3 protein-coding genes are annotated in these 3,434 nt (G+C 34.1%); all 3 read left to right on the top strand.

Annotated elements, in window-relative coordinates; translation table 11 throughout:
- Positions 1–393: 393 nt before the first annotated feature.
- From LX69_RS17330 to LX69_RS17320, 3 genes are read left to right on the top strand one after another with little or no spacing between them, the layout of a single operon-like run.
- Positions 394–1,854, top strand: coding sequence for a DUF3375 domain-containing protein (locus LX69_RS17330; RefSeq protein ID WP_111447283.1), 1,461 nt, complete (start codon positions 394–396; stop codon positions 1,852–1,854).
- The gene (locus tag LX69_RS17325) at positions 1,851–2,426 is read left to right on the top strand and encodes a DUF4194 domain-containing protein (RefSeq protein ID WP_111447282.1); all 576 of its coding nucleotides are present in this window, start codon (positions 1,851–1,853) and stop codon (positions 2,424–2,426) included. Before LX69_RS17330 ends, LX69_RS17325 begins: the two co-directional genes overlap by 4 nt.
- Before the next feature lie 37 nt (positions 2,427–2,463).
- Entirely contained in the window at positions 2,464–3,399 is a 936-nt protein-coding gene (locus tag LX69_RS17320) for an ATP-binding protein (RefSeq protein WP_221621418.1), read from the top strand.
- Positions 3,400–3,434: the final 35 nt, after the last annotated feature.

Raw genomic sequence — 3,434 nt, 5'->3', positions numbered from 1 at the left:
GAATTAAATCCTATGTGAAAGCACAATATGGAGTCTCTTCGAACGAATATAATTTGATTAAAGGACTAAAAATATAAAATGCCAAGCCCCTAACACGCGGTCATAAGTAATGCGGGGCGAAGAGGGTAATTGGACATGAGTACATTTAATAAACATAGCAACGGTTTGATAGGTAAGTGCTTCGAAATCTCGCACTACTCATACCGCCATCCGTTACCGCCAAGTGTAAAAAACGATACAGCAGACAATTTGCTACTAAAATGACAGAAAAACAAAACGAAATAATGAACAGCCAACGCCCAAAACAGCACATTTACAAACCGCACAAGCCAACGCCCAACCAAAGTTTGCAAAAGAGCTGTTTTCTTGCCGACGCACCAAGATTGTCATAGAATGATTGAAATTCAAAAGATAGCAGAAATATTAAATAACTCACCAAGTGTAGAACTTCTCCGATTGAGAAACAGGGAAGCTATCATAGTATTTCTCATAAATACATTTTCTAATCAGCAAGGAGCTATATCAGAAGAAAAAATTATTGCCCAACTTGCAGACTTCTTAGATTACAGAAAAATTGAGAAAGACGAAGAAAGTGACATTGATGTTTTTGATTCCTACGAAACAAAAGCCAAAAAATATATCTTAAGCTGGACAAACAAAGGTTTTTTAACAAATTATCCCGATGAACAAGGTGAAGTTTTTTATGAACTTTCATCTCATTCAATCAAAACCATTGATTGGTTAACGAGTTTGAAAAAAGAAGAATTTGTAGGGACAGAATCAAAATTCAATAACATCTTAAATCAATTGAAAGAATTGGTTGAGAATACGAACGAAGATTCTGAAAAACGTATTCAATTATTGGAAGAAAAGAAATTGGAAATTGAACAACAAATTCAACGAATCAAAACGGGCGAATATGTAAAAGTATTTGAGGAATTTGAAATTGTTCCTCGTTTCAATCAAATCAATCAATCTGCAAAAGAATTGTTGTCTGACTTCAAAGAGGTTGAAGACAATTTCAAAGAAATCACAAAGGGTATTTATCAAAAACACGCTGACGGGAGTTTATCCAAAAGCGATATTTTGGAATTTACTTTCGATGCACTTGATGCGTTGAAAGAAAGTCAACAAGGGAAAAGTTTTTATGCTTTTTGGTCGTTCATCCTAAATCCCGACTTGCAAAACAAATGGGATAGTCTTACGAAAGAATTATACAAGACTTTGGAAGAGAAATCAATTCCTGTGAGTGACCCATTCCTGAAAGGGATGAAGAAACATCTTCACAGTGCTGGCCAAAAAGTGTATAAAGCCAACGATAAAATGGCTGAAAAGCTTAGCCGTATTATCCGTGAAAACGAAAGTTTTAAATCGGAAGCCACGAAAACTATCATTCAGGAAATAAAGAAACAACTTGTTGAAATCAGCAAGATAAAAAAGAAGCCTGAAATTTCATTTGAATTGGAAACCGAAATCGTGATTAGCATCACGTTTGAACGCAAATTAACCACAGAACAAAGCGAAGACATTATCTACAATGATAAGCCTAAAATTGCAGACGAAGACATCACTTCTTCCAACCATTTGATAAAACTGTTTTATCAATCAAATATTGACAAAGAGTTGCTGAGGAAAAGGATTAAAGATATTCTGAAAGAAAAATCTCAGGCAACACTTTTAGATGTGGTTAATTATTACGGTGGACTTGATAAAGGCCTTCCTGAATTGTTTGGATACATAGGAATTGTAAAAGAATTTAAACACGTCATTAGTCCAGACAAAACTCAAAGCATTGTGTTTGATTCTGAAAACAAAAAGCAAATCAAAATCCCTGAAATTATATTGACCAAATGAATTTAGAAAACTATAAAAAACCATATAGCAAAGCAATTGTTAGATTATTGAAATCACCAATTGAGCGAAACTCAAATGAATGGGAAAATGTAGTAATGTATCAAAACGAGATACAAGACTACATAAGCCAAATTGGTTTGGAACTCATTATAAAAAAAGATGAAGGATTTGCCTTTGTCAAGCAACTTGAAGATAGTGAAGGAAATACTCTTGGGTTAGTTCAAAGAAGACAAATTGGGTTTGAAACATCAATTGTGCTTGTTGTACTAAGACAGAGTTTGGAAGAATTTGACAGCAACCCAACCCAGTTAGCTACTGAAAAATTTATTACAAATACTGAAATAAGGGACGAATTAGAGTTATTCCTTCCTGAAAAGTTCAATAGAAAGAGTTTCATAAAAGAACTTGACAGGTATATCAATGCTGCTGTTGATTTAGGCTATTTGAAAGAAGTCAGTAAAAAAGACAACGAAACAAGATACCGAATACATCGAATTATCAAAGAAAAAATAACACTGGATATTTTACAGGATTTCAAGACAAGATTGCAGGAATATGTTGAGTCTGTTTAGCACAAGTTCCGATAAGGCGGGTTTCAGACTTCAATATATGGAAGTTTTTAACTGGGGAACGTTTGATGAGAAAGTGTTTAGAATTAACCCGCAGGGAAATAACTCCTTGTTGACTGGTGCTAATGCGTCAGGAAAAAGCACATACATAGATGCATTACTCACATTAATGGTTCCTGCAAAAAAAGATAGGTTTTACAATCAATCATCAGGCGTTGATAAGAAAGGTAATCGAACCGAAGAAACATATGTTCTGGGGCATTATGGAAATATTCAGGAAGAAGGTAAAAGCTCTACTTCTACGCAAAAGTTGAGAGATAAAAACACTTACTCAGTTATTCTTGCTCATTTTAAAAACACAGATTTAAAATTCGTTACACTATTTCAAGTTCGGTGGTTTAGTAGTAGTGGTGAATTAAACAGGCAGTTTGGCATTGCCCATGTACCACTTGAAATAGAAAAAGATTTTCGTGACTTTGATTCAAAAGGATTGTGGAAAAGAAGGTTAGATAAAGCATACAATTCAAATACAACAAAAAAGAAAATTGAATTTATTGAGGGGCCAACGGCATATGCCGAAAGAATGACTAGTTTGTTTGGTATGCGTTCCGTTAAAGCATTGAGTTTGTTTAATCAGGTGGTAGGTGTAAAGGTTTTAGAAGATTTAGATGAGTTTATCAGAACAAATATGTTAGAGGAGCTAGATGCTGAGACAGAGTTTATTCAGTTGAAAGAAAGTTTTCTGACTTTGATGGACGCTAAAACCAACATTGAAAAAGCCAAAGAACAAATCAAACAATTAATACCAATAAATGAGATTGCCCAAAAACTAACCAATATTCAAGTTGATTTGCAACAATTAGAAAAAACAAAAGAAACGTCAGTTTATTGGTTTGCAAAAAAAGGAGTTGAATTAGGCAAAAAGGAATTAGCCCACTTTGCAGCTATCCCAAAGCCATCGCCTGTATTTCAATGAATTGTTCATTTTCAAGTTCCGATTTGTGTACTACA

It is taken from the genome of Breznakibacter xylanolyticus, assembly GCF_003254275.1.
GTDB lineage: Bacteria > Bacteroidota > Bacteroidia > Bacteroidales > Marinilabiliaceae > Breznakibacter > Breznakibacter xylanolyticus.
Note: the sequence above shows the minus strand (reverse complement) of the source record. Positions and strands in the feature narration are given on the sequence as shown.